Origin of the sequence: Streptomyces fodineus (genome assembly GCF_001735805.1) — a bacterium.
Lineage (GTDB): Bacteria > Actinomycetota > Actinomycetes > Streptomycetales > Streptomycetaceae > Streptomyces > Streptomyces fodineus.
In genome coordinates this window covers 9,442,066-9,466,793 of sequence record NZ_CP017248.1, presented here as the reverse complement: position 1 = coordinate 9,466,793, position 24,728 = coordinate 9,442,066, and the positions used below count along the sequence as shown (strand labels likewise).

Annotated in this window: 20 protein-coding genes; 14 read left to right on the top strand and 6 right to left on the bottom strand. The window is 70.7% G+C overall.

The window, feature by feature from the left end:
* Positions 1 to 58 precede the first annotated feature (58 nt).
* Entirely contained in the window at positions 59 to 886 is an 828-nt protein-coding gene (locus BFF78_RS41130; RefSeq protein ID WP_069783126.1) for a ZIP family metal transporter, read from the top strand.
* On the opposite strand, the gene BFF78_RS41125 is transcribed toward BFF78_RS41130, so the two are convergent.
* Genes BFF78_RS41125 through BFF78_RS41110 form a run of 4 tightly spaced genes read right to left on the bottom strand, consistent with a single transcriptional unit; the run spans position 867 to position 6,688 of the window.
* Positions 867 to 2,177: an MFS transporter gene (locus BFF78_RS41125; protein ID WP_227026074.1), complete on the bottom strand. Its 1,311-nt coding sequence runs from the start codon at positions 2,175 to 2,177 to the stop codon at positions 867 to 869. The two genes, BFF78_RS41130 and BFF78_RS41125, sit on opposite strands and share 20 nt — an antisense overlap.
* Complete coding sequence (locus BFF78_RS41120) at positions 2,174 to 3,385, bottom strand: type III PLP-dependent enzyme (protein ID WP_069783125.1); 1,212 nt, start codon at positions 3,383 to 3,385, stop codon at positions 2,174 to 2,176. The genes BFF78_RS41125 and BFF78_RS41120 overlap by 4 nt, the downstream gene beginning before the upstream one ends.
* Positions 3,382 to 5,076 (bottom strand): IucA/IucC family protein, encoded by a 1,695-nt coding sequence (locus BFF78_RS41115; RefSeq protein ID WP_069783124.1) that lies wholly within the window; start codon positions 5,074 to 5,076, stop codon positions 3,382 to 3,384. Before BFF78_RS41115 ends, BFF78_RS41120 begins: the two co-directional genes overlap by 4 nt.
* A 37-nt stretch (positions 5,077 to 5,113) precedes the next feature.
* A complete protein-coding gene (locus tag BFF78_RS41110; protein WP_069783123.1) occupies positions 5,114 to 6,688 on the bottom strand; it encodes an IucA/IucC family protein in 1,575 nt (524 codons plus the stop codon).
* 328 nt (positions 6,689 to 7,016) lie between these two features.
* Between BFF78_RS41110 and BFF78_RS41105 the strand changes: the two genes are divergently transcribed.
* The 6 genes from BFF78_RS41105 (at position 7,017) to BFF78_RS41085 (ending at position 14,058) form a co-directional block, all read left to right on the top strand.
* Positions 7,017 to 7,811 carry a response regulator transcription factor gene (locus tag BFF78_RS41105; protein WP_069783122.1) on the top strand — a complete coding sequence of 265 codons (795 nt, stop codon included), beginning with the start codon at positions 7,017 to 7,019 and terminating at the stop codon, positions 7,809 to 7,811.
* Complete coding sequence (locus BFF78_RS41100) at positions 7,808 to 9,295, top strand: sensor histidine kinase (RefSeq protein WP_069783121.1); 1,488 nt, start codon at positions 7,808 to 7,810, stop codon at positions 9,293 to 9,295. The genes BFF78_RS41105 and BFF78_RS41100 overlap by 4 nt, the downstream gene beginning before the upstream one ends.
* A 184-nt stretch (positions 9,296 to 9,479) precedes the next feature.
* Entirely contained in the window at positions 9,480 to 10,937 is a 1,458-nt protein-coding gene (locus BFF78_RS41095) for a sensor histidine kinase (protein ID WP_069783120.1), read from the top strand.
* A 305-nt stretch (positions 10,938 to 11,242) separates the two neighbouring features.
* Positions 11,243 to 11,380 carry a hypothetical protein gene (locus tag BFF78_RS46575; RefSeq protein WP_159033145.1) on the top strand — a complete coding sequence of 46 codons (138 nt, stop codon included), beginning with the start codon at positions 11,243 to 11,245 and terminating at the stop codon, positions 11,378 to 11,380.
* A gap of 82 nt (positions 11,381 to 11,462) precedes the next feature.
* Positions 11,463 to 13,367: an exo-alpha-sialidase gene (locus BFF78_RS41090; RefSeq protein WP_099055016.1), complete on the top strand. Its 1,905-nt coding sequence runs from the start codon at positions 11,463 to 11,465 to the stop codon at positions 13,365 to 13,367.
* A gap of 451 nt (positions 13,368 to 13,818) precedes the next feature.
* Complete coding sequence (locus tag BFF78_RS41085) at positions 13,819 to 14,058, top strand: hypothetical protein (protein ID WP_159033144.1); 240 nt, start codon at positions 13,819 to 13,821, stop codon at positions 14,056 to 14,058.
* Positions 14,059 to 14,138: 80 nt separating this feature from the next.
* Here BFF78_RS41085 and BFF78_RS41080 read toward each other — a convergent pair whose 3' ends face one another.
* Complete coding sequence (locus BFF78_RS41080) at positions 14,139 to 16,814, bottom strand: glycosyl hydrolase (RefSeq protein ID WP_069783118.1); 2,676 nt, start codon at positions 16,812 to 16,814, stop codon at positions 14,139 to 14,141.
* Between the two features lie 187 nt (positions 16,815 to 17,001).
* Positions 17,002 to 17,502: a hypothetical protein gene (locus tag BFF78_RS48820; RefSeq protein ID WP_227026073.1), complete on the bottom strand. Its 501-nt coding sequence runs from the start codon at positions 17,500 to 17,502 to the stop codon at positions 17,002 to 17,004.
* A 188-nt stretch (positions 17,503 to 17,690) separates the two neighbouring features.
* Here BFF78_RS48820 and BFF78_RS41070 point away from each other — a divergent pair, with 188 nt between their 5' ends.
* The 7 genes from BFF78_RS41070 (at position 17,691) to BFF78_RS41040 (ending at position 24,727) form a co-directional block, all read left to right on the top strand.
* Positions 17,691 to 18,758 (top strand): glucose-1-phosphate thymidylyltransferase, encoded by a 1,068-nt coding sequence (locus tag BFF78_RS41070; protein WP_069783116.1) that lies wholly within the window; start codon positions 17,691 to 17,693, stop codon positions 18,756 to 18,758.
* Positions 18,755 to 19,744, top strand: a complete 990-nt coding sequence (gene rfbB / locus BFF78_RS41065; protein ID WP_069783115.1) for a dTDP-glucose 4,6-dehydratase — start codon at positions 18,755 to 18,757, stop codon at positions 19,742 to 19,744. Before BFF78_RS41070 ends, rfbB begins: the two co-directional genes overlap by 4 nt.
* Positions 19,745 to 19,776: 32 nt before the next feature.
* On the top strand, positions 19,777 to 20,670 hold the full coding sequence (gene rfbD, locus BFF78_RS41060; RefSeq protein ID WP_069784130.1) for a dTDP-4-dehydrorhamnose reductase: 894 nt from the start codon (positions 19,777 to 19,779) through the stop codon (positions 20,668 to 20,670).
* On the top strand, positions 20,667 to 21,266 hold the full coding sequence (locus BFF78_RS41055) for an acyltransferase (RefSeq protein WP_069783114.1): 600 nt from the start codon (positions 20,667 to 20,669) through the stop codon (positions 21,264 to 21,266). Before rfbD ends, BFF78_RS41055 begins: the two co-directional genes overlap by 4 nt.
* 262 nt (positions 21,267 to 21,528) lie before the next feature.
* On the top strand, positions 21,529 to 22,701 hold the full coding sequence (locus BFF78_RS41050) for a hypothetical protein (RefSeq protein ID WP_069783113.1): 1,173 nt from the start codon (positions 21,529 to 21,531) through the stop codon (positions 22,699 to 22,701).
* Entirely contained in the window at positions 22,698 to 23,468 is a 771-nt protein-coding gene (locus BFF78_RS41045) for a WecB/TagA/CpsF family glycosyltransferase (protein WP_069783112.1), read from the top strand. The genes BFF78_RS41050 and BFF78_RS41045 overlap by 4 nt, the downstream gene beginning before the upstream one ends.
* A complete protein-coding gene (locus tag BFF78_RS41040; protein WP_069783111.1) occupies positions 23,468 to 24,727 on the top strand; it encodes a nucleotide sugar dehydrogenase in 1,260 nt (419 codons plus the stop codon). Before BFF78_RS41045 ends, BFF78_RS41040 begins: the two co-directional genes overlap by 1 nt.
* Position 24,728 lies beyond the last annotated feature (1 nt).

Sequence of the window (24,728 nt, the reverse complement as noted above, 5' to 3'; positions counted from 1 at the left end):
TAAGCCTTGCCTGGCTTACGTTCTGTGCGCTTCTTGTGCACGTCAGACCGGAGTCCCCATGTCCAGCGGCAACATCGCCCTGCTCGGAGCCATCGCAGGCTTCACCATCTACCTCGGCCTCCCCCTCGGCCGTCTCCGCACGCCCACACCCCGGCTCAGGGCCGGCCTGAACGCTGTCGCCATCGGGATTCTGATCTTCCTCGTCTGGGACGTGCTGACCCACGCCTGGGAGCCCATCGACGAGGCGCTGGGCAAACACACCTGGGGAACGGTGGCGTCCGGGGGCATCACCCTCACCGCGGGCCTGACCATCGGTCTCGCCGGACTCGTCCACTACGACGGCTGGATCGCCCGCCGCCGCGAGGCCGCCGCCCGGCCCGCGGGCCCCGGTGCCGCCGTCTCCGCCGAACTGGCGCCGAGGACCCGCAGCCAGGCCGGCTCGCTCGCCCTGATGATCGCCACCGGCATCGGCCTGCACAACTTCGCCGAGGGCCTGGCCATCGGCAACTCGGCGGCCCAGGGCGAACTCTCCCTCGCCCTGCTGCTGATCATCGGCTTCGGCCTGCACAACGCCACCGAGGGCTTCGGTATCGTCGCCCCGCTGGCCGCCGAGGGCGAACGCCCTTCCTGGCTCACCCTGTTGTGCCTCGGCCTGATCGGCGGCGGACCCACCTTCCTGGGCACCCTCGTGGGTCAGCACCTGGTCAACGACACGCTGTCGATCGCGTTCCTCGGTCTCGCGGCGGGCTCGATCCTGTACGTCGTCATCGAACTGCTGGCCGTAGCCCGCAAAATGGCACTGAAGACACTCACCACCTGGTGTATCCTCCTCGGCCTCCTGCTCGGCTTCGCCACGGACGCCGTCGTCACGGCCGCCGGCGCCTGACCGGCTGTACGGGCCCAGGCGCTCGGCTTCCCGGGGCTGAACTCGGTGCGGGGGCTTCCACGAGGCGCGATGGCCGTCGGGTTCGGCCCGGGATCGAAGCGGAGAGCGCCAGCGCGGAGGATGCCGAGACGGCGCCGCCCAGGATCAGGGTGGAGCGGGCGCCGAGGGTGTCCGACAACAGGCCGACCAGTGGGGCGCCGACGGGGGTGCCGCCGAGGAGGACGAGGAAGTAGACGGACATGACGCGGCCCCGTAGGCCGGGGCCGGCATGAAGCTGGGTCAGCGCGTTGGCGGTGGTGGTCACGGTCACCGCGGCGAACCCGGTGGGGATCAGCAGGACCAGGAACGTGTCGTACCCCGGCATCAGGCCCTGCGCGGCTTCCAGCGCCCCGAAGACGATCGTCGTGGAGATCAGGCGGCGCGCGGTGGGCGGCTTGCCACGGGCCGCCCCGTAGAGCGCGCCGATGAGACTGCCCAGGGCGTACGCGGCGGAAAGGTAGCCGAACGCGGCGGCGCCCGTGTGGAAGGCCGTGATGGCCATGAGCGCGATGGTGACCTGGAAGTTGAGGCCGAAGGTGCCGACGAACGCGATGAGACTGATCGGCAGGAGCAGTTGCGGGGTGGATGCGATGTGGCGGAACGCCTCGGGCAGACGGGCACGGCCGGGTCGTGGCCGGTCCTGGCCGGCCGGGTCCTCTGTACGGATGGTGATCAGACCGTAGAGGACGGCCAGGTAGGAGGCGGCGTTCATGAGGAATACCGGTCCTGTGCCGAGGGCGGCGACGGTCAGGCCGGCGAGGGCGGGGCCGACGGCGCGGGCCACGTTGAACTGGGCGGAGTTCAGGCTGACCGCGGTCGCTACACTCTCCCGGGCGACCAGTTCGCAGATGTAGGCGTTGCGCGCGGGACTGTCCACGGCGGTGGCGGTGCCGAGGGCGAAGGCCAGGGCGTAGACGGACAGCAGGTTCACCGCCCCGGTGAGGGTCAGCAGCCCGAGCAGCAGCGACTGCATCGCCATGGCCGTCTGTGTCAGGAGCAGAAGCCGCCGCTTGGGGTAACGATCGGCGAGCACGCCTCCGGTCAGCCCGAACAGGGTCTGTGGCAGGAACTGCAGTGCGGTCACGATGCCGACCGCACTGCCGCTGTGGCCGGTGATGTGGAGGACGAGCAGGTCCTGCGCGGCGCGCTGCATCCAGGTGCCGATGTTGGAGGTCAGCTGACCGAGCAGGTAGCGGCGGAAGCTCCGTACGGCGAGTGCGGCCGTCACCGGCGTGCGGGAGGCGGCGCTCATGACATCTGCGGGGCGTACGTGCCCGCGGCGGGCACATCGGCATCGTCGACGTGATGGAAGGTCGGGTGAGGGTGCATGAGGAACGCGTGATGGGAGATGTTCCAGGCGTAGGCGCCCGCCATGGCGAAGGCGACCCGGTCGCCGACGCGCAGCCGCCTCACCATGACCTGGTGGGCCAGGACGTCCTTGGGTGTGCACAGTTGTCCGACCAGGGTCACCGGCTCGTCACGGGCTTCTGGGCGGTCCCAGGGCCGGGGCCAGACCTCCTCGGGGATCACCTCGAAGGGCTGGTCGTGCTGTTTCGCGGCCGGGGTGCGCAGGTGGTGGGTGCCTCCGCGCAGCACGGCGAATGCCTGTCCGCGGCTGAACTTGATGTCCAGGACGTCGGTGACGTACCAGCCGCAGTACGCGGTGACCGAACGGCCGGGTTCGATCCGCAGGGTGAGGTGAGGATGGCGGGCCAGGATCCGGCGCAGTCCCGCCCCGAAGGCCGGCCAGTCGAACTTCGTTTGCGGATGCGCGTAGTCGACGCCCATCCCGCCTCCGGCGTTGACCTCGGTCAGGTCGATGCCGCGCTGGTGCGCCCAGTCCGCGGCCCAGGTCAGGGCCTCGTCGATCAGGGCCAGTTGGGCCGGGGCCCGCAGTCCGCTGGCCAGGTGCAGGTGGAGGCCGCGGAGTCCGATGCGCGGGTCGGCAGCGATCAGCTCCAGGCAGTGGTCCAGTTGTGCGGGGTCCATGCCGAAGGGGCTGGGGTGTCCGCCCATCGCGAGCGCTGCCTCGCCGACGTCCACGGGCAAATTGACGCGCAGCAGGGCCGCTACGGTCCGGTCGCCCAGCAGGGTGGTGAGCAGACGCAGTTCGTGTTCGCTCTCGATGTGCAGGCGCTCCACTCCGGCCTCCAGTGCGCAGGCCAGCTCGGCCGGGGTCTTGCCCGGGCCGCCGAAGGAGATCGGCGCTTCGGGAGTGAGCGCGCGGACGTGGCGCAGTTCGCCGCCGGAGGCCACCTCGAATCCGTCGACGCATCCGGTCAGGGTGCGCAGGATGCTCGGATCGGAGTTGGCCTTGGCCGCGTACAGCAGCTCGACTCGTTCCGGAAGTGCGGCCCGGATCGCCTGAACGTGCCCGCGCAGGCCCGGCAGGTCGTAGACATAGGCGGGCAGGTCGCCGTCCGTCATCCGGCCGACGTGGTCGAGCAGTGCGGGCCTCACCGGATCACCTCATGGGGGAAGTCCGCGCCCAAGGGGCTGGGCAGGGGGACATAGGCGGCGTGCCGGTCGGCCTTGCGGGCCCAGCGCAGGAGCAGGTTGGCCTTGGCGGGCAGTGGTACGCCGGACAGCAGGGCGCGCAGGCGCGGTGGTTCGGCGGCGGTGCGGGCGTAGGCGTCGAGGTGGTCGCGGACCAGGCCCCAGAGGGCGGGTTCCAGTGTCGGGTCGAGGTCGGCCAGGGCGCCGAGCACTTCGGCGGTGTGGTTGACCAGGAGGCAGTACGCGACCCGGTTCCAGCCGCGTTCGGGGTCGTAGGTCAGCGGCTCCCGGACGTCCTCGGGCAGGTCGGCGAGGGTGCGCCGGTGGTGGCCGGGCAGCAGCTTGGTGCCCTCCAGGTCGCGGAAGAGCATCTGCGCCGGGGTACCGTCGGGATGCACACCGACGACGACGTTCTGCAGATGGGGTTCCAGGACGACGCCGTGCTCGAAGTAGGCGGCCAGCACCGGTGGCAGCAGCAGCCGCAGGTACGCGTCCCACCACGCCAGGACATCCCCGTCGCCGCGGGCGAGCAGATGGGAGACATGGGCGGCACCGGCCGGGTACTCGTCCGCCACGGCGGCGGCGAGCAGGGGGGTCACCCCAGGTCGCAGCTGGTGGCGCAGGCCGGAGCGCACGATGACGGCGAAGCCTTCCAGGAGGGCGGTGTCGCCGGCGGTGTCGAGGGTGCGGTAGCCGGGCTCGGCCAGGAGCGAGCATCCCGGGAAGCGGCCGGCCAGCCCGGCGAAGAGGGGCTGGAGCAGCCGGTTGAGGGCGACGGCACCGGACAGCTCGTAACTGGCGTGTGTGCGGACGCAGTTGGTGAGGCGGACGTTCAGGCTGAACTTCAGGAAGGTGTCGGTGTCCGGGTGGTACAGCGTGCGCACCGAAGCGGTCGGCACCAGCTCGGGTCCGCTCAGTCCCGTGTCGACGACATCACCGGCCGCGATCGCCTCGCGCAGCCGGTCGTGGCCCTGGAGCATCCGGTACTGCCAAGGGTGCACCGGCAGTACCGCGAATGCCGGGTCGGCCGCCCCGCACAGCGCGTCCATCTCGTGCAGTTCGCCCTCCTCACGCACGAGGTGGCGGCGCACTGCCAGGTAGCGCAGGGGAAAGCGCGCACCGGTCTCCGGACCGTACGCCAGCCAGTCCGCCGGGTCGCCGGTACGGGCCTTGGGGGTGGGGTGGAAGCGATGGCCGAAGACCAGGGACTGCTCCGACGCCACGTACGGGTCCGTGTGCGGTGTGGCACCGGCCCGCTCTTCCAGCGCGGTGCGGATCGTCTCTCGGCTGTCGGCGACTTGGGCCACGAACTCCTCGTTGGCGACACCCGTGCGCAGTTCCAGTTCGTCCTGGATGTAACCGGCCAGCTCCCGCCAGCCGACGGTCACCCAGGCGTCGCCGTCGAGCCGCTGCACCGGACCCTGGAAGCGGTGCGCTCCGATCAGCGAGATCCTGCGCAGCGCGGAACGCAACAGGATGTCCCGGCGGGGCAGTCGTAGCAGGAGGTGGCCGTCGTCGACGGTCACCTGATGCTCGGGGGCGGAGACCTCGCGGATCAGGCAGTTGAGCAGTGTGTGTGCGGTGACGGCGTCGGCCGCCGTACCCGGCGCGCTCGCGCCGGCCGTGGTGATGTGGGGGGCAGTGCCGGTGGTCATACGCTCGCTCCAGGGGGACAGCGGTCGGTGGCGGAGGTCAACGGCACGGCGCCAGGGGGTTGGGAACGGACGCCCATTGCGCCCTGCCCGGGTTCTCGGCCAGGCGCATGGCGACGGTCGCCTTCAGCGGCATCGTGTCGCCGAAGAACGCCGCCGCGTCCTCCTGGTCCGGCAGGCCCGCGTACACCCGGCGGCCGACCTCGCCCACCACGCCCCACAGCGCCCGGGGATCGGCCGCCCGGGTGCGGCTGAGGACGTCGACCAGTTCGCTGAAGACTCCGCTGATCAGGCCGCCGAACAGCTTGGTGTGCAGCGCGCCCGTGTCGTCGCCCGCGCGGGTGCCGAGCAGCGGTGGCAGAGTGAAACCGCACCGGGCCAGGCGGCGCGGGCTGACCCGCACGCCGTCCAGATCCCGGTACAGCACCCGCACCGGCCGCCCGCCCCGCAGGACCACCAGGGTGTTCTGACCGTGGGCCTCCAGCGCCACCCCCATGGACAGCAGCGTCAGTGCGGGCGGCAGCACGAGCCCGGCGAAGTCCGCCAGCCAGCGCACCGGATCCCCCGACACCACGGCGCCTGCGGTCGCATGGACGGCGGTGAGCGGAACCGCGATCTCCCCGGTGTCGAGGTGACACTCGGTCGACTCCCGGATCATCGCCGCCAGGCTCGCGCAGGGCTGTCCGTCCACGCACACCGCGCCGCCGCCCAGCTCCCGCAGGATGCGCAGGCTGCGGCCGTACCCGGCCTTGTCGACGACGGCCGCGACCAGGTCGGACAGCGGGGGCCCGTCGGCGACCTCGGCCGGGGAGATCGTGCGCCGGTAGTTGGTGACCTGGACGTCGAGGGCCGTCTTGATGTGGCAGCCCGGCAGGACGCCCAGCGGTGCGAGGGTGCGCATCGACAGCAACGGCCGGGCCGGGACCGTCTCCTCCACGACGGCCAGGTCGGGGTGGCGCGCGAGCACATGGTCCCGCTGCCAGGGATGCAGCGGGAGCAGGATCGTGTCCCCCTCACGCAGCGTCCGCGGCCATGAACCGGCGCCCTCCCAGCGATCGGCCGGGACGGGGAGCAACGCCAGCCGGACCACGGGGTGGTGCTCGGGGGCGTAGGCGAGCACCTCGGTGACCGACATGCCGGTACGGGTCCGGCAGCAGGGATGCTGCGGGTGACCGTCGACCACCGCCTGCTCGGCATCGGCCGAGTCCTTCGGCGGGACCTTCTCGCCGGCGTTCGCCGCCCGGGCCAGGGCCAGGTTGACCACGCTGTTGTCCAGCTCGGCCGCCAGCCGCTTGGCCGCGGGGGTACGCAGGCCCAGCTGCGCCAGCAGTTGTGCCGGCGCGCTGATCGGCCCCTCGGGTCCGGAGACGGTGAAGTCCTCGGGTACCTCGGCGAAGGGCCGTGCGCAGGGGTGCGGCGCGGAGAGCGAGCCGCCTCGTCGCAGATCGACCACGACGGTGTCGTACTCGAGGCGGTGCCCGGTCACGCCGGGCAGGGGTTCTCGTACGAAGGCGCCCCACAGCCGGCCCAGCACGGTGGCACGTGCTCCCGGGAGCGCGGTGGTGAAGGGCTCCACCAGGTCCGGGCGCGTGAGGCGTAGTTCGTCAATGGGCATGGGGTGTCCCAGGTGCGTGTGGGGGGCGTGTCGCGCGGTGCTCGGTGGCACCGGCCGTACCATCGACGCTACGGGACGACGATCAAGCGGATTGCCAGAGCAGGTACAGCGGGGATCCCGGATTCCGAGAGGGCGTTCGTGAAAAAGCGGCCTGACCTTGGATCAGTTTCCCGTCGTCACCCGGATGATCGAATGTCGGCGCTCGCGGCCTTAACTCTGCGCTTACTCCACGCTTCAGCGGTTGCTCCGTCCGTGGAGGATCACCGGCTCGGGGGAGGTTCCGGCGTTTGCGCCACGCGCTCCGGCCGGAGTCTGTGAGCCTTTCGGCATGCGTGTCTTGCTGATCGAGGACGACGACCGGGTGGCTGGACCGTTGATGGAGGGGCTGCGCCGATTCGGGTTCACCGTGGAACACGCCAGAAAGGGTGCCGACGGCCTCGCCGCTCCGGAGGCGGCCATAGTGCTGCTGGACCTGGGGCTGCCCGACATGGACGGCATCGACGTCTGCCGTGCCCTCCGGTCCCGGTCGTCGGTGCCGATCATCATGATCACCGCCAGAGACGACGAGGTCGACCGGGTGCTCGGTCTCGAGCTGGGTGCGGACGACTACGTCTCCAAGCCGTTCGGCGTGCGCGAGCTTGTCGCCCGGATCCGTGCCGTCACCCGCCGCGCCCGGCCCCCGGTGCCGGACAACCGGCAGGCGGAACGGGACCCCTCGCAAGACCCGGCACGACCCGGGGCGTCTCACGTCCAGCGGATCGGCCCGCTGACCATCGACCGTCGCACCCGGCAGGTGCACCTGCACCAGTCGCCCATCGCCCTTGCCCCCAAGGAGTTCGACCTGCTCACCTGCCTCGCGGCAGATCCCGGAGCCGTCTGCTCCCGCCGGCAGATCCTCGACACGGCCTGGGAGGCGAACTACTTCGGTCCCACCAAGACCCTGGACGTCCATATCGCCGCGCTGCGCCGCAAACTCGGTGACTCCTCCTGGATCGAGAACATCCGCGGAATCGGCTTCCGCCTGGTAGCCCCGGCACACGTCGATGCCGTGCCCCCCGCAGAGTCGGCACAGGTCGACGGCGCGTCCGCCGCAGAGTCGGCGCGAGGCGGAGGGCTCCGGTGACGCGTCGCCTGCTGCTCAGCCATCTGAGTCTCATGCTGCTCGTCCTGCTGGCGCTCGAAGTGCCGTTCGGGATCCTCTACGCCCGCAGCGAGCAGTCCCGCTTCTCCCATGCGGCGCAGCAGGGGGCGATGACGCTCGCCGAGGTCTGCGAGGACAAGATGGAGCACGGACTGGCGGCCGACCTGCCCGAACTGGCAGACGCGTACGGGCGGCGAACCGGCAGCCGCGTGCTCGTCGCCGACCACGAGGGCGTCGTCCTCACCGACACCGCCGCGGGTGCCCTGGTCGGCAAGGACGTGTCCGCCGAGCCGGACATCTCCACGGCACTGCGCGATCAGCCCGCCGTCGGCACCGGCGGCGCCTCGTCCACGGGCGGCGAGATCCTGTTCGCCACCGTGCCGGGCGGCTCCAACGCCACCGTCCCCTGTGTGGTGCGGACCGTCTATCCACTGGGGCCGCTCAAGGCGAAAATCCGCACCATCTGGCTGGCTCTCGCCGTCGTCGGGCTGGGCGTGCTGGCTGCCGCCTCGCTGATCGGCTTCGTACTCGCCCGCTCGATCACCCGCCCCGTCCAGGCCCTGGAACGCGCCACCGCACAGCTCGCCGAAGGCCGGATCACCGATCCGCCGGCCACCGATCACGGGCCGCCGGAGCTGCGTCGCCTGGCCGCGTCGTTCACGAGGACCGCGAGCCGGCTTCAGCACCTGCTCCAGGCTCAGCAGGCGTTCGCCTCCGAGGCGTCCCACCAGCTGAAGACGCCCCTGACCTCACTGCGGCTGCGTCTGGAGAACTTCGAGCCGCACCTCGCCGCCTGCGCCCAGGACAGCCTCGACCAAGCACTCGGCGAGCTGGAGCGGCTCAGTCGTATGGTGCAGGGGCTGCTCGCGCTGGCCCGGTTGGAGAACTCCGCGATCAGGCCGGAGGCGGTCGATCTCGACGCCGTCGTCGCCGATCGCGCGGCCATCTGGGCGGCCTTCGCCGATGAACAGCAAGTCGGCATCGTCGTCTGCGGGACCGCAGCCGTCAGGGTGTGGGCGGTGCCGGGTGCGCTGGAGCAGATCATCGACAACCTGCTCTCCAACGCGCTGCGCGTGTCCCCGCCGGGGAGCGCCATCACACTGGCAACGATCACCGCCCGCAGGGAAGGCGGGCGCACGCCTCCCCTGGCCGAGCTGCATGTGATCGACGAAGGACCGGGCATGACCGAGGACGAACGGCGCAAGGCCTTCGACCGGTTCTGGCGGGCCGCTGACGCCGACCACGACGGCACGGGCCTGGGCCTGCCGATGGTCCGGCAACTCACCCGGGCCAGCGGTGGCCAGGTCACCCTGGAGGCGGCCCCGGGCGGTGGGCTCGACGCCGTGGTCCGGCTCCGGTGCGCCGAGGGTCACCCGCACCGGGAACGCCCGGGCGCCCCTGCCGAGGTGCACGGCGCGGTTCGGGCTGCGGGTCAGCAGGTTGCCCTCGGGGCGGGCGATCACTAGGGGGTCCATGTGCTGAGGGGAGCGGATTCCCGGACGGCACGGGGTGTGACGCCGGCCGCCGCGCAGGGGCAGGGACCGGTGAGAGGCCAGTAAGAGGGAGGCACGGACATTCCTCCCGCACTGCCCAGAGTGCCCGTCGGCGGGGCACACTGGCGGCGCCGACAGCCCGGAGGAAGCCACCACCATGAACAACACGCGAGACCGGCTCGCGATCCTGCACCCCCGCCGCAGCCTGGGCACGGTGTTCGCACTCTCCTTCGCCTGCGTGACCGCCGCCACCACGCTCCTCGGCGGCTTCCTGAGCTACCACGCGGCGGCACTGATGGTGCGCGTGGACGAGGACGACGTCTTCCGCGGAGTCGTCGGCGACCTGCAGCAGCAGGTCGACCGGCAGCGTCTGTTCCCTCGGGACTACTTCAGCGTCGACCCCGACCACGACGGCCCCCGCGACGACCTCGCCCGCCGCATCCGCACCGATGTCCAGATCCTCGGCCCCGCCGGCCGTATCGAGGAATCCGGTTATCCGGCGCTCCCGGTCCGCGCCGCCGACCGTACGGCCGCCTCGCACGCCACCGCCGGACACACGATCCACTACAAGACCGAGATCGGCGGGGACCGCTATCGCGTGGCCACCGTCGCACTCGGCGGCGGCCGGGGCGCCGTACAGGTCGCCCAGCAGTACAGCGACACCGAGGACCTCCTCCACGAGCTGCAGGAACGCACCGTCGAGGTGAGCGCCGCCGTCATCGCCGTGGCCGGCCTCGCGGGCTGGTGGCTGGCGCGCAGGATCGCGGGGCGGCTGGTCCGGCTGACCCGGGTCGCCGAGGACGTGGCCCGCACCGGCCGGCTGGACACCGCGGTCCCCGTCGCCGGGCAGGACGAGGTCGGCCGGCTGGGGCGGGCGTTCGACGGGATGCTGGGCCGGCTCGGCGCGTCCGAGGAGGACCAGCGCCGGCTCGTCCAGGACGCCGGGCACGAACTGCGCACCCCGCTGACCTCGCTGCAGACGAACGTCGCCCTGCTGGACCGTGTCGACCAGTTGCCCCCGCAGGCCAGGGCGGAACTGATCGCGGACATGAAGAGCGAGACCAGGGAACTGGTCAACCTCGTCAACGAGCTGGTCGAGCTGGCCGCCGGAGACCGGGACGCCGAGCAGCCCACGGAGATGACTCTGGGTGCCGTGGCCGAGGACACCGCGGTCCTCGTCCGGCGGCGCACCGGCCGGGAGATCCGGGTGGAGACCGACGACACCGTCGTACGGGCGCGCCCGGCCGCGGTGCAGCGGGCGCTGACCAACCTCATGGAGAACGCGGCCAAGTTCGACCACCCGGGAACGGAACCGATAGACGTCGTGGTCGCGGGTACGTGCGTGGAGGTGCGCGATCGCGGGCCGGGCCTCGCCGAGGCCGACCTGCCCCGTGTCTTCGACCGCTTCTACCGCGCCGACAGTGCTCGCAGCCTGCCCGGCTCCGGGCTGGGCCTGGCGATCGTACGCGCTGTCGCCGTCGCCCACGGCGGCACCGCCTTCGCCCGCAACCGGCCAGGCGGCGGAGCGGCCATCGGCTTCACCCTCGCCCCTGCTGCCCGCGTGGATCGCCCTCGCCGGACCCGTGGGGCCGATTCCGCGCCTACGCGCCCCTGACCGTGGGCGATACAGGGAGAACCCTTTGGCGATGCAGAGGAAACCCCCTGGTTTTACTGTGAGTTGACTGTGCGGCGTAAATTCTCGGTTGCGTGGCGCGAAACCGCCTCCGCCTCCCTTGTTGCATGACATGTCCAGTGCAACCATCCCGGATTGCGAACACGCGCTCCATCGGCGTGAACGTCCTTCTTCTCCCCACATGCCGGGCGATCTCCGGCTGGCCGAAAGGATGTTCCGTGTCCCGATCCAGACGCAGACGCGGCCGCGACGGCCCCTCCCCCCCTCCACGGGATGGCCAAGACCGTGTGTCGTCCTCCGGCTGGATCCGGAAGACCGCCCCGGTCACGGCCGGGCGCAGCCACACGCTCACCCTGATCAGCCATGACGACGACCGGACGGGTGACGCCACGTACACCCGCTACGACGACGTGACCCTGTCCTGATCCACCGCGTCGTCCCAGGGGCCGCCGGCCGGATGTCGGCGACCCCCCGCCCGAACCCCCATCCACGACAAGGGGTCCCCTCATGTCGCGCACTGCTGTCCGTAGATCGATCGCGACCGCCACCACCGCTCTGCTCTCGTTAGGCGGTCTGCTCCTCGCCTCGCACCCGGCCCTGGCCGACGTCGCCAACGGCGGCTTCGAATCCGGCAGCCTGACCGGCTGGACCACCACCGGCACCACCGGCGTCGTCAACTCCGGTGCACACAGCGGTACTTACGCCGCCCGACTCGGCGGCACCTCGCCCACCAACGGCGACTCCTCGATCGCCCAGACCTTCACCGCCCCGGCCGGCGCCACGCAGCTGTCCTTCTGGTACAGCGTCACCTGCCCCGACACGGTGACGTACGACTGGGCAACGGCCACCCTGACCGACACCACCACCGGCACCACGACGACCGCACTGGCCAAGACCTGCACCAACGGCCAGGGCTGGAAGCAGGTCACGTCATCCGTGACCGCCGGGCACAGCTACACCCTCAAACTCGTCAGCCACGACGACAACTACACCGGCGACGCCACCTACACCCTCTACGACGACGTCGCCTTCACCACGACCGCCCCGCCGCCCGGCCTGACCCAGGTCAGCACCGACCCCTTCACCAACACCTCCAGCCAGCACGCCACCGAACTCGAACCCGACACCTTCGCGTACGGCAACACGATCGTCGCCTCCTCACAGGTCGGCCGGTTCACCGACGGCGGCTCCTCCGACATCGGCTGGAACACCTCCACCGACGGCGGCACGACCTGGCAGCACGGCATGCTGCCCGGCATCACCACCTACCAGGGCGGCACCTGGGCCCGCGTGTCCGACCCGGCCGTGGCCTACGACGCCAGGCACGGCACCTGGATGGTCGCCGGGCTGGTCATCGACACCAACGTCAACGGGGCGGGCGTGACGGTCAGCCGCTCCACCAACGGCACCAGCTGGCAGAACCCGGTCCTCGCCGTCGGCAACGACGGCCAGGGCTACGACAAGGAATGGATCGTCTGCGACAACTCGGCCTCCAGCCCTTACTACGGCAGCTGCTACGTCGAGGTCGACGTCACCTCGTCCGGCAACCGCATCGTCATGAGCCGCTCCACAGACGGCGGCGCCACATGGTCGAGCCCCGTCTCGCCCTCCGGGAACCCCACCGGGCTCGGCGGCCAGCCCCTCGTCCAGCCGGGCGGCACGGTCGTGGTCCCCTACTCCGCCAACGGCAGCGCCGTACGCGCCTTCAGCTCCACCAACGGCGGCTCCAGCTGGTCCTCCAGCACGCTGATCGCCAACGTCTCCAGCCACGGCGTGGCCGGCAACCTGCGCGACGGTGAGGGCCTGCCGTCCGCCGAGATCGACGGATCCGGCAAGATCTACGTCGCCTGGCAGGACTGCCGCTTCCGCTCCGGCTGCCCGGCCAACGACATCGTCTACGCCACCTCCACCAACGGCACCAGCTGGTCGGCCGTGACCCGGGTCCCCATCGACGCCACCACCAGCGGCGCCGACCACTTCATCCCCGGCATCGGCATCGACCCCGCCACCTCCGGCGCGACGGCGAAGATCGGCCTCTACTACTACTTCTACCCGAACGCCAACTGCACCGCCGCCACCTGCCAGCTGGAGGTCGGCTACATCTCCTCCGCCAACGGCGGCAGCACCTGGAGCACCCCGGCCACCGTCGCCGGCCCCATGTCCCTGTCCCAGATCGCCGACACCACGCAGGGCAGCATGGTCGGCGACTACATCTCCACCTCCGTCATCAGCGGCAAGGCGGTCTCCGCCTTCGCCGTCGGCAAGACCCCGGCGGGCGGGCAAGCCTTCGACGAGGCCCTCTACACCGCCGGCCCGCTCACCGTGACCGGCGGCAGCACACGCTCCACCACCCACGGCGCGGCGCGCGTCGCCGCACCGCACACCGCCAAGCCCCTCCCGACCCGGCACTGATCCGGAACGGCACTCGGTGCGTCCCGGCAGGCTCGCCGGGGCGCACCGGTCATCTGCCGGTCATCTGCGGGTAAAGGAACCGAGCACCGGATCAGGACGTCACAGTGGTGTGCGGTGGCACAAGGAGGCAGTGGTGGTGCAGCGTAGACGCAGGCCGGGGCTCGGCCGGCCGTGGTTCGGGGCCGCTCTGGTGGCCGTCGCCTGCCTGCTCACCGCCTGCGGAAGCGGCGGCGGCCACTCGCAAGGGGGCTCCACACAGCCGCGCCCTTCGGCCGACCCGCACACCGCGACGCCGTCGCAGAGCGGAAACGGAAGCGGTAGCGGTAGCGGCAGCGGTACGGCAAGCTCCCCGACCTCACCCTCCCCAACGGCCCCCGCCTCACCGGGCTGCGTCGCAGGCTCAACCACCGTCACCCACGGCCTCGAAGACGCCACCGTGCACGACCTGTGCGTGCGATCCGGCACGACGGTGAACGTCGTCCTGGAGCCGCGCGTCAAGAGCCCTTGGCCACAGCCGCGCAGCAGCAATCCGATGCTGGCGTTGGTGACCTCGTCCGCAACCGACAGCAGGGGCGTCACCAGGGTCACCGTGCGTGCCGCACGCACCGGGACCGTGACCGTGACCTGGGGGTCCCAGAGCGCGCCCCTCTTCACGCTGCGGCTGAGTGTGGCGGCGTATCCGGTGCAGTGAACCCGAACGCCGAACGGCCGGTGCGCCCCTGGAGTGGGTGCACACCGGCCGTCGTCGCGTCACGGGCGTACGGGTCGTGATCAGTCCTTACGGCCCTTGAGGCGCCGTACGTCGAAGGACCGGATGCCGCGTCCGTGTGTGGCGGCGTACAGCTTGCCGTCCGGGCCGAGGCGCAGCTGCATCACGGCCGTGGTGGGCAGGTTGTGCCCCAGGACCAGCCACTTGGTGGCGCCGGCGGGACGGTAGAAGGTGGCCAGGTCGGTGCCGAGGGCGAGGCCGCCGTTCGGCAGGAGCTTGACCGTGTCGGCGGGGACGTCGGGCAGGTTGGCGGAGATGTCCGTCCAGCTCGCGCCGCCGTCCTTGGACTCGAAGACGTGGCCCACGCCGGCGCCCGGGCCCTCGGTCCACTTGCGGGAGAAGCCGTTGATCGCCACGTACACGTGCTGGGCGTCGGCCGGGTCGATCTCGAAGCCGGAGATGTAGCGGTTCGGGACCGTGCCGTCGACCGGGAGGTTGAGCTGGTGCCAGCCGGTGCCGTCGGCGTCGCCGACCGCGATACCGCGGGTGAAGCCCTGGTTGTTGCAGGGGCCGCACCAGCCGACGTAGACCGTGCCGCCGGAGGACGCCACCGCCGTGGCCACGTGGCCCTCACCCAGGTCGTAGGCGTTCGTCCACTCCTTGCCGGAGCGGATGGCGAAGCCCTTGGTGTTCACCCACACGTGCCGGCCGCCCGCGATCCAGGTGCCCGTGTCCTTGGCGTCGGCGGCGATCGGCGCGATGAAGCGGGCACCCGCGCCGCCCAGGTCCTTGTCCGGCGGGGCGACCTCGTACTCGGTGGCCTTGGACGGGTCCGTGGACCACGAGCCGTCGTTGACACCGCAGTTCTGCGTCACCCACATGTCGAGGTACACATACTCGGCGGCGATGTTGCAGCCGTTGGCGGGGTCGGCGATGGTGTCGCCGCCGTCGCCGCCGAAGTTGGAGCCCATGACCTTGTCGTGGCCGCGCAGGATCGACTGGCCGTTGTCCTGCAGTCCGCCGGTCACCGAGACGCCGCCGTTGGTGAGGTCGTTGCCGACGCCCACCGAGTAGTACTGGAGGGTGTCGAGGGTGCCGTCGCTCAGGGACTGCCAGTCCTTGGCGTGGCCGCCGGAGTCGACGGCGCCGTTGAGCGGGCGGCGGTAGATGCCGCCGTCGTTGCCGACGTACGCCCAGGTCTTGCCCTTGTAGCTGCCGATCGCGACCGCGTGCTGGTCGGAGTGGGTGGTGGGCGAGCAGTCACCGGTCTGCTTGGCCGGGTCGTTGCTCCAGCACGGGAAGGGGAAGTTCCAGTACGGGCCGGGCGTGGTCCAGCTCTGGCCGCCGTTCTTGGTCTCGAAGACCTCTTCCAGCCCGAGGTAGAGGTGGTCGGCGTTGGCCGGGTCGACCTGGAGGAACTGGTTGTACCAGGACTGGATGCCGGGCATGTAGCCCGCGCCCTGGAGGGCGGAGCCGGATGCCTTCAGCTTGGTGTAGTCCGCGATCTGCGTCCACGGCCCGAACGGCGAGCCGCTCTTCGAGACGTACACGCCCTTCAGGCCGCTGTCCGGGTTGGCGGCCATCTGCGCCGGCGACTGGTCGATGGCGTACAGGCGCGAGCCGTCGGCCGCGGCGGCGAACGTCATGTTGCCGACGTCGGCACTGCTGGTGGGCAGGTCACCGAGGCCGCTGACCGGCTTCCAGCTGCCGTCGTCCTGCTTGGCGTACAGGCCGTTGTAGGAGTCGCCGCCGCGCCAACCGACCGCGAGGAGCACCTTGGAGGGGTCCTTGGGGTCGACGGCGACGTCGTTGGCGATGTTCTTGTACGGCGCGCTCGGGTCGTCCGCCTTCGAACCACCCGGCAGATACTCCGGGTTGGGGGCGAACTCGTGCTTCCAGGGGCCGGACAGGGTGGTCGTGGAGTGCGACCACACGCCGGTGCTGGTCGCCGCCCACACCGTGGTGCCGGCGAAGCGCAGCGCGTGGATGACGGTGGACTCCAGCTCGGCGCCGCCCACGCGGTCGCCGGGCTGGAACTGGCCGTGGCGCGGGTCCTTCAGGACGTACACGCCCGTGCCGACGAAGGACGTCGCTCCGGTGTTGGACTCGCCGGTGGCGTACCAGAGCCGCTTCTGGGCGTCCAGGGCCAGGGTGCCCGTCGACAGGGACGGCAGCTTGTCGGAGATCGGCTTCCAGTGCCCGCCACCGGTCGTGGAGCGGAAGACACCGCCGTTGGCGCCGCCCGCGTACACATAGCCCTGGTCGTCGGCCGCGATGCCGGTGATCCGGCCCGTGACGTCGCCCGCGCCACCACTGGAGTTGGAGTTCACGTCCCGGTAGCGGGGGTCGTCGGCGTTGTACGCCTTCTTGGTGACGTGGTCCCAGCCGCCGCTCGTGTGCCGCATCGACTGCAGCTGCTGCCAGGCCGCCCCGTAGGCGCCGGGCGCGACCACGCCCGGTGCGGTGCGCGCCTCGGTGAACTGCGCCGTCGACTCGGCCGAGTTCTCCGCCTCGTCGGCGCCGCCGTCGTCACCCTCGGTCGCGGCGAGGGCGGACATGCGGTGGCCCGCGTGCACCGCCTTGATGTGCTGGCGGCCCGCGGCGGCCTGGTGGCTCGCCTGCCAGGGGCGCGGCCTCGTGTCGGCCTGTGCCGCGAACGACTGGGTGCCTACCAGCCCGAACGCGGCGGCTACGACGGTGCAGGTCATGAACCGTCGCTGGTGCCTCGGGGGCAACATGCCCTCTCCTCCCTGCGCCGGGCAAATGGGGGTGTCCCCCGACGCAAACGGGATCTTGGCGTGACCACAACAGACCCACAAAGGGTTCACAGGAAAAATGGCACGGTGTTTACCTTGTGGCTCACATGAACCAGAACGCCCCTCTGGTCGCGGCCATTTCGGACGGACCGAAACAGTCGCCCCTCGGTCAGTCGCCCAGTCGGTCGATGGCGAGTGCGGCCGAGCCGGCCCCGGCCAGCACCAGGCCGATGGTGAAGGCGAGCCACCGGTGCTCGATCAGGTCCCACGCGTTCCAGCGCAGTACGCCGGCCGCCTGCGCGTCCTCCGGGTCGGAGGGGTCGTAGACCACGGTGGTGCGGACATGCCCTTCGCCGTCCCTCGGGCCGCTCGGTACGTAGAGGCTGTGCGCCAGGCGGGCCTCGTCGGCGAACTCCGGCAGCCCCTTGGCGTCGTGGAAGCTCAGCCACACCGCGCTCGGGGAACACTCGGCGCCGCGGCCGGTGGAGCACGCCTCGAGGACGGAGGCGTCGCCGGGGACCCGGCGTCCGTGTGCGCGCAGTTCGGCTATCCGGTCGTCACCCTGAACCACCTCGATGATGTTCACGGTAAGGATGCTCACCCCGAGCAACGCAATGACCAGGGCCGCGACCATGCGGCTCCATCTTCTCGCACGCGTGTTGAACTGCACGTGCCCACGCTATCCGGCGGTACCGCGGGGACCGCATCCGGCCAGGGCGTTCACCTTTGCGGCCGCCAGTAGGACGACCGGTGCGGGCGGGCCCGAATGCCGCCCGGAACCGGACGGCATGGCGTCGGCGCTCGGTCCGTGTGCGGAATCCCCCCGTCGACCGGTCCGCCGTAAGTAGGGTGATATGCATGAAGGCACTTTTGTTGTCTGGTGGCTCTGGTACCCGTTTGCGCCCTATAACGCATACATCGGCGAAACAACTTGTACCTGTCGCGAACAAGCCGGTGCTGTTCTACGGTCTGGAGGCGATCGCCGAGGCGGGCATCGGCCAGGTCGGGATCATCGTCGGGGACACCGCCGAGGAGATCCGGGAGGCGGTCGGCGACGGATCCGCGTTCGGCCTCGACGTCACCTACATCCCGCAGGAGGCGCCGCTGGGGCTGGCCCACGCGGTGCTGATCGCCCGTGAGTTCCTGGGCGAGGACGACTTCGTGATGTACCTCGGCGACAACTTCGTCGTGGGGGGCATCACGGATCTGGTGGACGCCTTCCGCTCCGAACGGCCGGCGGCGCAGATCCTGTTGACGAAGGTGCCGGACCCGAGCGCGTTCGGGGTGGCCGAGCTGGACACGGCGGGCCAGGTGATCGGCCTGGAGGAGAAGCCCCGGCAGCCCAAGAGCGAGCTCGCGCTGGTGGGCGTGTACCTGTTCTCCCCCGCCGTGCACGAGGCCGTACGCGCCATCAAGCCGTCCGGACGCGGCGAGTTGGAGATCACGGACGCGATCCAGTGGCTGATCGACGCCGGACGCGATGTGCGCTCCACGACGATCTCCGGGTACTGGAAGGACACCGGGAACGTCACCGACATGCTCGAGGTCAACCGCTCGGTGCTGGAAACCCTGGAGCGCGAGATCGGCGGCACGGTCGACGACGACAGCGAGATCATCGGCCGGGTGCGGATCGAGCCCGGGGCGAAGGTCACCGGCAGCCGGCTCGTGGGCCCGGTGGTCGTCGGCGTGAACACCGTGATCACCGACTCGTACGTCGGCCCCTTCACCTCGATCGCCGGCGACTGCCGGATCGAGGACAGCGAGATCGAGTACTCCATCGTGCTGCGCGACTCCTCGGTCACCGGTGTCCGGCGGGTGGAGGCCTCCCTCATCGGCCGCAACGTCGAGGTGACTCCCGCGCCCCGCAAGCCTGCCGCCCACCGTCTCGTGCTCGGCGACCACAGCAAGGTGCAGATCTCGTCATGACGATCAGAATCCTGGTGACCGGCGGTGCCGGTTTCATCGGCTCGCATTACGTCCGCACGCTGCTCGGTCCGGCCGGTCCGGGCGATGTGGCGGTCACGGTACTGGACAAGCTCACCTACGCCGGCAACCCGGCCAACCTCGACGAGGTGCGCGACCACCCCGGATTCGCCTTCGCCAAGGGCGACATCTGTGACCCCGGACTGGTCGACGAGCTCGTCGCCGAGCACGACCAGGTGGTCCACTTCGCCGCCGAGTCGCATGTGGACCGCTCGATCCTCGGCGCCACCGAGTTCGTCCGGACCAACGTCCTGGGCACCCAGACGCTCTTGGACGCGGCACTGCGCCACCGAAGACCGAAGACGTTCGTGCACATCTCCACCGACGAGGTGTACGGCTCCCTCGACTCCGGCTCCTGGCCCGAGACGGACCCGTTGCGCCCCAACTCCCCGTACGCCGCCTCCAAGGCGTCCAGCGACCTGATCGCACTCGCCCACCACCGCACCCACGGCCTCGACGTACGGGTGACACGCTGCTCCAACAACTACGGGCACCACCACTTCCCCGAGAAGGTCATCCCGCTCTTCATCACGAACCTGCTGGACGGCAGGAAGGTCCCGCTGTACGGCGACGGCGGCCACGTCCGCGACTGGCTGCACATCGACGACCACGTCCAGGGCATCGAGCTGGTGCGCACCAAGGGCCGCGCCGGTGAGGTCTACAACATCGGCGGCGGCACCGAGTTGTCCAACAAGGAGCTGACCGCGCTGCTGCTGGCGGCCTGCGGTGCGGACTGGGACACCAGCGTCGAGTACGTCGCCGACCGCAAGGGCCACGACCGCCGTTACTCCGTGGACTGCGCGAAGATCCGCGAGGAGCTGGGCTACGAGCCGCGCAAGGACTTCGTCACCGGCCTTGCGGAGACGGTCACCTGGTACCGCGAGAACCGTGCCTGGTGGGAGCCGCTGAAGGAGCGCGCGGCGCTCTAGTGTGGCCACCTTCCGACGACGAACGGGGAACCATGACCACCACGTGGCTGATCACCGGCGCCACCGGAATGCTCGGGCAGGACGTTGTGGCGCGGCTCGGCCGGGACGGCGAGGAGGCCGTCGGCCTCGACCGTTGCGGTCTTGACATCACGGACACCGACGCGGTGCACGACGTGCTCAATGCGCACCGGCCGCGGATCGTGGTCAACTGCGCCGCGTGGACGGCCGTCGACGACGCCGAGGCGCGGGAGGCGGACGCCCTGCGGGTCAACGGTGACGGGCCCCGCCACCTCGCCGAGGCCTGCGCGAAGGCCGGCGCCAGGCTGATCCAGGTCTCCACGGACTACGTGTTCGCGGGCGACGGCACCGGCCCGTATCCCGAGGACGCCCCGACGGCACCGCGCAGCGCGTACGGCCGTACCAAGCTGGCGGGGGAACAGGCGGTACTGGCGGCGCTCCCGGACACGGGGCACGTCGTGCGTACGGCCTGGCTGTACGGGGCGGGGGGCGGGAATTTCGTCGGCACGATGCTCCGCCTCGAGTCGGTCAGGGACACCGTCGACGTGGTCGACGACCAGCGTGGACAGCCCACCTGGACGGTGGACCTCGCAGACCGGCTGGTACGGCTCGGACGGGCCACCCTCGCCGGTACCGCGCCCGCCGGGGTGTACCACGGCACCAGCGGTGGGGAGACGACCTGGTTCGGACTGGCTCAGGAGGTCTTCCGGCTGCTCGGCGCGGACCCCGGACGGGTACGGCCGACCAGCAGCACCGCGTTCGTACGGCCCGCTCCCCGCCCCGCGTACAGCGTCCTGCGGCACGACCGCTGGCGCCGGGCGGGGATCGAGCCGATCCGTCCCTGGCGTGACGCGCTGGAGGCGGCGTTTCCCGCTCTGCTCGACGAGAGGAAGGGTTCAGCCCGGTGAGCTTCAGGATTCAGCCGACCGCCCAGGTCGACGAGACGGCCACGATCGGTGAGGGGACGACGGTCTGGGATCTGGCCCAGATCCGGGAGGAGGCCCGGCTGGGCAGCGGGTGCATCGTGGGCCGGGGAGCGTACGTCGGACCGGGGGTGCGGATCGGCGACAACGTCAAGCTCCAGAACCACGCGTTGGTCTACGAACCCGCGGTGCTCGGTGACGGGGCGTTCGTCGGCCCGGCCGCGGTCCTCACCAACGACCACTTCCCGCGCTCGGTGGACCCGCAGGGCCGGCTCAAGCGCGGTGGTGACTGGGAGGCCGTGGCCGTGGTGGTGGGCGAGGGCGCGTCGCTGGGGGCCCGCTCGGTGTGCGTGGCACCGGTGCGCATCGGTCGCTGGGCGCTGGTCGCGGCGGGTGCCGTGGTGACCCGGGATGTGCCGGACTTCGCGCTGGTGGCGGGCGTTCCGGCGCGCCGGATCGGCTGGGTCGGCCGGTCCGGTGTCCGGCTGGTGGAGCGGGAGGCCGAGCCGGGCGGCTGGGAGTGTCCCGAGACGGGCGCGCTGTACGACGAGAAGGACGGCGAACTCGCCGAGAACGTATGACAGTTGATTCTCCCAAAACACCGCTCGTCGAACACCCGCAGGCATAACATGTGTGCGAACTGTGCAGACCGGGCACAGTGAGCACACATACCAGTGCCCAGGGGGGTTACCGGGTGGGGACATCTATGTCCTGAGCGGGAAGTGACGACCGCTCCGACGCCTGACGTCCGACGTCTGTCTGCCGCCGCGTGGCCTTCGACGACGCGGCGATCACGAGTCTGCACAAAAAGAGGACCCACAGGGGGGTTGGTGTGTCCGAACGATGACCATCACACGTCTGGCGGCGCTCGGTCGTGAGGAGCCGCCGCTGCTCACACTCGCCCAACGACTACTCACAGTCGCCGAGTTGGGCCTTCCTTCGATGCTGCTCCCCGGCAAAGAGGCCTTCGCCTTCACCATGGCCGGGCGCAGGGCACCCGATGGCTCCTGGACCCTGGAGCGGCGCGGGATCAGCACCCGGTACGCGGCCATCACCGCCCTGGGGGCCCGGTTCCTCACCGAGGACCGCCAGCGTGCGGTGCTCGGCGGGCGTACTGCCCAGGAGTTCACGGGCCTGCTGGTCGAGGCACTGCCCGCGGTGACCAACCTCGGTGACGCGGCGCTCATCTCGTGGGCCGCCGCCGAGACCGGGCATCCCAAACTGTCCGACGCCCTCGCGCGGGTCGAGGCCTTGGACGAGGAGGGCCGGCCGCAGTACACCGTCGAGGCGGCGTGGGTGCTGTCCGCCCTCGCGGCGGCCCGGGACACGGTCGATGTGGACAGTCGTCTCACCGCGGCCCGCGACCGTCTGCTGCGGGCCCGGATCGGGGACAGCCCGCTGTTCCCGCACGCCACCGGGCCCGGGCTGGTGCCCTGGTACCGGGCGCACGTGAGCTGCTTCGCCGACCAGACGTACCCCCTGCAGGCCCTGGCCCGGGCACACGCCGGCGGTGACGGAGACGGCGATCCGGAGGCGCTGGCCGCGGCCGAGGCGTGCGCGGCGCGCATCTGCGCACTGCAGGGCGACGGCGGACAGTGGTGGTGGCACTACGACGCGCGCACCGGCGATGTCGTGGAGGGCTACCCGGTCTACAGCGTCCACCAGCACGCGATGGCGCCGACCGCCCTGTTCGATCTCGCCGACGCGGGCGGCACCGACTTCGGCGCCTCGGTCCGCAAGGGCCTGCGCTGGATGACGGAGGTGCCCGAACTGGCCGAACACCCGGAGCACCGGGAGCCGTTGATCCTCGACGACCTCGGCGTCACCTGGCGCAAGGTCTACCGGGGCGATCCGAAGAAGGCCGTGCGGGCCGCCCGCGGACTCGGCACCCGGGTCGCTGCGAACCTCCGGCTGAAGTCCCTGGACCGGGTGTACCGACCCCTTTCCGTGGACCGCGAATGCCGGCCGTACGAGTTCGGCTGGATGCTCTACGCCTGGCAGGGGGGCCGCATATGAGCAAGCGTCAGTCCCTGTTCGGGGTCGAGCTGGACGCGCTGACGATGGACCAGACCGTGGAGCGCTGCCTCGAAGCGGTGCGGGAGGGCAGACAGCTCGAGGTCGGGGTGGTCAACGCCGCGAAGATGGTGAACATGCGGCGCGATCAGCGCCTCGCCCAGGCCGTCGCCGGCTGCGATCTCGTCCTCGCCGACGGCCAGGCCGTGGTCTGGGCCGGCCGCTTACTGCGCGCGCCGCTGCCGCAACGGGTGGCCGGAATCGACCTGTTCCTGCGGCTGCTGGCCGAGGCGGAATCGGCAGGCATCTCCGTGTACTTCCTCGGCGCCAAACAGGAGGTGTTGCAGGAGATGCTGCGCCGGGTGGCCGTCCGCTTCCCCGGCCTGAAGGTGGCCGGCAGCCGCAACGGCTACTTCGACGACTCCCAGCAGGAGTCCATAGCGGACGGGATCGCCCGCAGCGGCGCCCAGATGCTGTTCCTCGGCATGACCTCGCCGAAGAAGGAGATCTTCACCGCCGCCTACGGCGCACGAACCGGCGCCCGCGTCGTGCACGGGGTCGGCGGCTCCTTCGACATCCTGGCCGGGGTCACCAGGCGGGCCCCCGAGTCCTGGCAGCGGTGGGGGCTGGAGTGGTTCTACCGCGCGCTGCAGGAGCCGCGCCGCCTCGGCCGGCGCTATGTCACCACCAATGCTGCCTTCCTCCTCATGACGGCGCGCGAGTTCATCCGGCTCACCCCGTCGACCGCTTCCGCGAACAGGAGTCACTGATGCGCGTCGTCGTGGTTGGACAGGGATACGTCGGCCTGCCACTGGCCATCCGCGCCGCCGAGGTCGGCCACGAGGTGATCGGCTACGACGTCGACTCCCGGCGGGTCAAGAGCCTCGCCGCCGGTGAGTCCTTCGTCGAGGACGTCTCCTGCGAACGCATCCGTGCGGCACTGGACAACGGCACCTACCGCCCGAGCGAATCGGCCCGTGACTGCGGCGGTTTCGACGTCGCCGTCGTGACCGTGCCGACCCCGCTGCACGAGGGCACCCCCGACCTCCGTTACATCAAGGAGTCGGCCGTCACCCTGGCCCGCTACCTGCGCCCGGGAGCCACCGTCGTCCTCGAGTCGACCACCTATCCCGGGACCACCCAGGAGCTGTTCGCCCCGATCCTGGAGGACGGCTCGGGCCTGACCGCCGGCGCCGACTTCCATCTCGGCTACAGCCCGGAGCGGATCGACCCGGGGAACGCCGTCTGGGGTTTCAAGGAGACCCCGAAAGTCGTGTCCGGCGTCGACGCGGCGTCGCTCAAGGCCGTTCAGGGCTTCTACGCGCAACTCGTCGACACCACCGTGCCGGTGAGCTCGCCCAAGGAGGCCGAACTCGCCAAGCTGCTGGAGAACACCTTCCGTCATGTGAACATCGCGCTGGTCAACGAGATCGCAATGTTCGCCCACCACCTGGACATCGACGTCTGGCAGGCCATCGACGCCGCCTCCACCAAGCCGTTCGGCTTCATGAAGTTCACGCCCGGACCGGGCGTCGGCGGGCACTGCCTGCCGATCGACCCCTCGTACCTGTCCTGGCGGGTGCAGCGCGAACTAGGCCAGAGCTTCCGCTTCGTTGAATTGGCCAACGACATCAACAGCCACATGCCCGAGTACGTCGCGCGCCGCATCAACGAGCTGTTCAACGATAGACGCCGTTCCGTCAACGGCTCGCACATCCTGCTGCTCGGCCTGGCCTACAAGAAGAACACCGGCGACGCCCGCGAGTCGCCCGCCCTGCGCATCTCCCAGCTGCTGCTGGACATGGGAGCCCAGGTCAAGGCGGCGGACCCGCATGTCGTCGAGAGCCTGCCGGTGGACACCCGGCTGGTGCGGGTCGACCTGACGCCTCAGGAGCTGGCGGCCGCCGATGTGGTGGTGCTGCTCACCGACCACGACAGCTTCGACTACGAACTCATCGCCGAACACGCCCCGTTCGTCCTCGACTGCCGTCGGCGGCTGCCCTCCGGACCCACGATCGAGGTGCTCTGAG